Below are 5,198 nucleotides of genomic sequence, written 5' to 3' on the forward strand. Positions count from 1 at the left end.
TTAGCTATTTGGCCAATCCTGCAATTTGTAAATATACCAGCGCTCATTGCTATAGTGCCAGCTATTGCGAGGGTGTATAAGCCATCAGAAGGCAAAGTGGCTTGAAAATCAGGCTGCCAGTATTGGGGAACTTCTAGAACTTCATTATCTGGGGTGTAGAGCACCCAATTAGCACCAGACCACCGTTCCGCATCCAAATCGAAATTCAATACCTGACCCTGCTTGCCATCAAATTGATATAAATGTACATCGTTACCCAACTCCAAAGTTCCAGTAGTGGGAATATCTAACTCTAGGGGAGTAGCATAAGAGCGATCGCTCAAGACAAATCCATAATCCCCAACAAAATTATTATTAGCATCAATTTCCAGAAGATAAGTTCCATTTTCAGTTAAAGTGAAAGGCTGCCAATTTTCTCCCAGATGCCTGTCAGTAACTTTAATTTCAGTTGGACTAAAAAGCCGTGCTTTAATATTATAGCGCTACGCGCTAGGCAACAGGCAACAGGCAACAGGCAACAGTAAACAGTGAGTGGGTTTGGTGGATTTAGAAATGTCCTAACCTAAACTTGTAGTGCTATACTATTTCCTTCAACAGAATCAAAGAATAATTTCTGTCCGACTGACCCTTCAAAAGAGTAAAAATCCTGCTCTCCAGATTCACTAATATTACTATTAATAACTTCTCCTAAATTCAAAGGAGTTGTTGTTAGTTCTGGAGTGACTAATTTTAGTTCGTAATTTTCAGGTTCAGCTCCATCAGATTTAAAAGCTAAAACATACTCGCCATCTTCTGGTAATTCTTGCTCCGAATCGTGATAAATATTTTGGTTGAAAACTTGTTCATCGCCCTGATAAAGAGTGTAATGATCGTTCCAATTATAGCGCTGTGCGCAGGCAACAGGCAACAGCTCATCTGGCAACAGAGGGAATAAATTGCCGATAACATAAGACTTTTAGCTATTGGGCAAATCCTGCAATTTGTAAATATACCAGCGCTCATTGCTATACTACCATCACTATCAAAGTACAAATAATCTTCTTTAGTTCCAGAAAAACGATACAAAACTGTCTCGCGTTGACCTGTTTCAAACTCCCCTGAAATAGTAGTATCCAAAGTTAACTCTGGTGCATCTGCAAAATTCAATAACCGGAAATCATAACTACCACTTACCCATGCTTCACCTTAAAAACGCCATATGTAGGAGAAAATGCCATTTGTCTTCTCTAGTTCATTCCTCTACAAGGGTGGTTTTTGCGATCGCCACCTTCATGCAACAAAGCCTCTCACATCTATAATGATAGTCCAATTTTTTTCCATCCTTTCCTTGGTTTTATCTTCAACTATTTAGTCTAAACTCCAGTCAAATTTTTGGTTAAGCTTTTACACCTATTCATCCAGGAATTGGTTCTTTCAATGACCCACCTGGCTTTGACTGGAACAAACCCTGTTTTTCCTTCCTGTTTTTTCTGTGCCAATGATTGTTTTGGTGATAGTTTCAACCGATCCCACACCTCCCTTACTTCCCCACTCCGCTCTCTAAGACAAAACTCCACAAACTATGAGCCATTTCTAATTTACTACAAGACGGAATATCTCGCCGACGACCTTCAGCATCTAGAAAAATTCCTTGATTTGTATCACTGCCAAAACCAGCTTCCTCTCGGTCAATAGGGTTAGCAACAATAGCATCTAAATTTTTTACCTGCAACTTCTCTAACGCAGGTGCAACAATATCTCCAGTCTGTGCCGCAAACCCAATCAAATATTGCCTGTGCTGCTTTGACCGCCCTAACTCCGCTACAATATCCGGTACAGGTGTCAAAGGTAATAACTCTGGTAGCGATCGCTTTGGCAACTTCTCACTACTATACTCAGCAGGTCTAACATCTGCTACTGCTGCACTCATCACCACTATATCTGCCTCACTAAAATGATATAACATTGCTTGTCGCATCTGAGTAGCACTCACTACCTCCACAGTTTTTATCCCTGATAACAGCAACTCTCCCGAAATACTATGCACCAAAGTGACACTTGCCCCCCGATGCAATGCTGCCTTAGCTAAAGCTATACCCATCTTACCCGTAGAAGGGTTGCCGATATACCTCACAGGGTCTAAATGTTCTCGCGTTCCACCCGCACTAATTAATATTTTCTTACCTGCTAAATCTCTTTTACCTGCTGTATATAATAAAGATTTTATATTTGTGATTATCTCTGTTGGTTCCGCCATTCGGCCTTGACCAATGCGATCGCAAGCTAATATTCCCATATTTGGGCTAATACCATAATATCTTTTTTCCATCAATATTTGTTGCCAATTTCGCTGTACTGTCTGTTGTTCCCACATATCAGTATTCATTGCCGGAGATAATAAAATTGGGCAACTAGAAGCCAGCACTGTATTAGTTAATAAATTATCTGCTAAACCGTATACTAATTTTGCCAAAGTATTTGCTGTGAGAGGAGCAATGACGATTATTTCTGCCCATTCTCCCAACTGAATATGCAATGGACGTCCGTGGGTAGACTGCCAAAAATCTCGATCTGTATAAGCTGGATAACGACAGAGAGTGGATAAAGTAAGAGGTGTAATGAACTGTTGAGCAGAATCTGTCAAAATTGCTCGCACCTCAATTCCAGATTTTACGAGAGTAGAAACTACCTCACAAATTTTATAAGCTGCTATACCACCACAAATACTGATTAAAACTCTTTTAGCCATGGCGTTGGTGAATTAGTGTATGATATTAATCTTAATTACTTAGGAGCCAGGAGTCAGGAGGAGGGAATAGGCATCTCCAAAAATCAAAAATAAAATCAATTATTATTCATAATTCAAGAAAATTTCTTCACATAAAATGGCCGAAACCGTTGCCTGTTCCCCTCGTCTCCGCGTCTCCACGTCCCCGTGTCCTACCCCCACCAACCAATTTTTTCAGCAGACCCTACTCCCTACTCCCTATTCCCTAAATAAATAAGAGTGTTGGGTAAAAACTATCCAAGCTAAAAAATACCTTGGTTATTTCTTTTCTAAACCAACACTCTCAAATTTGATAAAATGATTAAATTACGAATTTATGCGTTCCCATATTTCCCTCAAGCCTCATCACAAGGCTCTAAATCCAATAAATGGATATAAGGCTCAATTAACTCTGGACGTTGAAAGGCGATCGCTCGTAGCAGGTGCCAATCATTCAACCCGTCAAAAGGATTTTGATAATCATCTTCCTCCAAACGTAAAGCCAACTTAGCTACATCTTGCGCAGTCAAATTAGCAACCTCGTGTAAAGAACGGGCTATAGTTTGCATCAAAACCAACCTCCCTGAAATGGCATCTGCTGAAAGCATTAACTAAAATGGAGTGCTATTCACACTTCCATTTAATATAATAGTCTTTCTAAGCTTTTGCCATAGTATCTATAACAAAACTTCGCATTAAATTCACAATTTCTGGAATAATCTGATGTCCCATATTAAATTCTTGGTATTGTATATTTGCCCCCAGATTTGTAAAAGTATCGTGCGTTCGTCTTCCTTGTTCAATCGGTACAACTGGGTCTTGTATACCATGTACAACAAAAACAGGTGGTAATTTTTCTCCTGATGGTTGAAGTTGAGAATGTAGATATCCACTTAAAATAATTAAACCTTTGATTGGCAGAGTTACTCCTACATCCATAGTCATTGCCCCACCTTGAGAAAAGCCACATAGAATAGTTTTAGATAAAGGTATCCCCGTTTTACTTTCTAGAGAAACTAGCCAATCAATTAATATTTGGCGGCTTTCAGGCAGACCTTGGAAACTCTCTAAGTCATACCACATTTTTCCTTGAGGAACTTGAGGATGAGGCAGTGGAGCATCTGGAAATTCAAACCAATAATTAGGTAAATTCAACTGTGTCGCTAAAGGTATTAAATCATTACAGTTAGCTCCAAAGCCATGTAAGAGAACAAGTAAACCAGTAGGTTCTAAATTAGGTGAGATGGTAATTGAATTTAATTGGGTCATTTCAGTTATCTAGTTAGGGTTTGTGCTCAAAAGTCTTTTTGCTAAGGCAGGGAGTAGGGAGTAGGGAGTAGGGAGTAGCTAAGAATCAAGATTTGGAGGGAGTTGTAGAGGAGGTAGTCAGAAAAATTATCCCTTGCCAACTCTGCCCAACTATACGCCAGAATACTCACTTTTGAGCTTTCTGAGGCGAAAATCAGGTATTTCTGATCTAAAAAGGCTAAAACCAATATCAGTAAAGACTTTGATATTTAATCAGCAAACCCTAGTTATATCAAGAAGAAGGAAAAGAGAGGAAGGAAGAAGGAAGAGGGAGTTGATAGACTTAAAGTATTGACGCTTACAATAATTTCAGCCTATTATTCCACATCGGATCGGTTACTGACTTAGAGTGAAAGGGTGAATTTAGTATTAGATTGCCAAATCTTTCTTGATCTCCCCATCTCCCCATCTCCCCCTCCCCGTGTCCTCAAGAACCCCCATCCTCCCATCTCCGCGTCTCCGTGTCTCCCTCTCTCCGTGTCCTCAAAAACCCCCATCTCTCCACACTCCATATTACCTCGGTGGTAACTGTTGAAAAATACCTCTACCTCCACCTCCAGTTATAGGTTGAGGTGATACGCGATCGCCAGAACTACCACCAGCAGGTTGAGAACCTCTCATCATTCCATCACCAGAGGGAACTCCACGAGAGGGGTTAGAAAATTCTGCATCAGGTGATACATTTGATACATTTGGAGACATGGTAAAACCAGAACCCGATGGAGTACTGCCACTCATGGGGTCGCCTGTACCACCCAGAGCATCATTTAAAAAAGTATTAGAAAAGCCACTGAAATCTATTCTTCTCTCTTCTTCAAAAAAAGGTACGCTGATTCTACGTTGTTTTGCTGGTTCCCTAGAATTTTCTTCTTGAGCGTAAGCTAGAGATGTTAAGCCAAGGGAAAAAGAAGAAAAAATAAGGAAACATATAAATTTATTAATTAAATTTACCTGGAAAGGCAGAGGGCAGGAGGCAGTTTGTTGCTCCTTTAGTCTTATTTGTTCTCTATTTCTTACTGCTATCAAAAAGCTATTATTTTCGATATTATTCATATTATAGATAAATATATAGCGGTTTTCACAAGGCGTGAGTTACATTAACTATCCCCCTAAATCCCCCTTAAAATGGGTATTTCCACTTTCC

The 5,198-nt window shown here is 39.8% G+C and carries 6 protein-coding genes; all 6 read right to left on the reverse strand.

Annotated elements, in window-relative coordinates; all coding sequences use genetic code 11:
- The coding region (locus tag AC3DU7_RS24430; RefSeq protein ID WP_488041895.1) for a hypothetical protein at positions 1-323 on the reverse strand (323 nt) is incomplete at its 3' end.
- Positions 324-562: 239 nt separating this feature from the next.
- Positions 563-907 (reverse strand): hypothetical protein, encoded by a 345-nt coding sequence (locus tag AC3DU7_RS24435; protein WP_488041896.1) that lies wholly within the window; start codon positions 905-907, stop codon positions 563-565.
- Between the two features lie 612 nt (positions 908-1,519).
- Positions 1,520-2,728, reverse strand: a complete 1,209-nt coding sequence (gene coaBC / locus AC3DU7_RS24440; protein WP_488041897.1) for a bifunctional phosphopantothenoylcysteine decarboxylase/phosphopantothenate--cysteine ligase CoaBC — start codon at positions 2,726-2,728, stop codon at positions 1,520-1,522.
- A 374-nt stretch (positions 2,729-3,102) separates the two neighbouring features.
- Positions 3,103-3,315 (reverse strand): protein IsiD, encoded by a 213-nt coding sequence (gene isiD / locus AC3DU7_RS24445; RefSeq protein WP_293085111.1) that lies wholly within the window; start codon positions 3,313-3,315, stop codon positions 3,103-3,105.
- 88 nt (positions 3,316-3,403) lie between these two features.
- The gene (locus AC3DU7_RS24450) at positions 3,404-4,015 is read right to left on the reverse strand and encodes an alpha/beta hydrolase (RefSeq protein WP_488041898.1); all 612 of its coding nucleotides are present in this window, start codon (positions 4,013-4,015) and stop codon (positions 3,404-3,406) included.
- 552 nt (positions 4,016-4,567) lie between these two features.
- The gene (locus tag AC3DU7_RS24455; RefSeq protein WP_488041899.1) at positions 4,568-5,107 is read right to left on the reverse strand and encodes a hypothetical protein; all 540 of its coding nucleotides are present in this window, start codon (positions 5,105-5,107) and stop codon (positions 4,568-4,570) included.
- Between the last annotated feature and the right edge of the window lie 91 nt (positions 5,108-5,198).

This window comes from Okeania sp. (assembly GCF_983059655.1).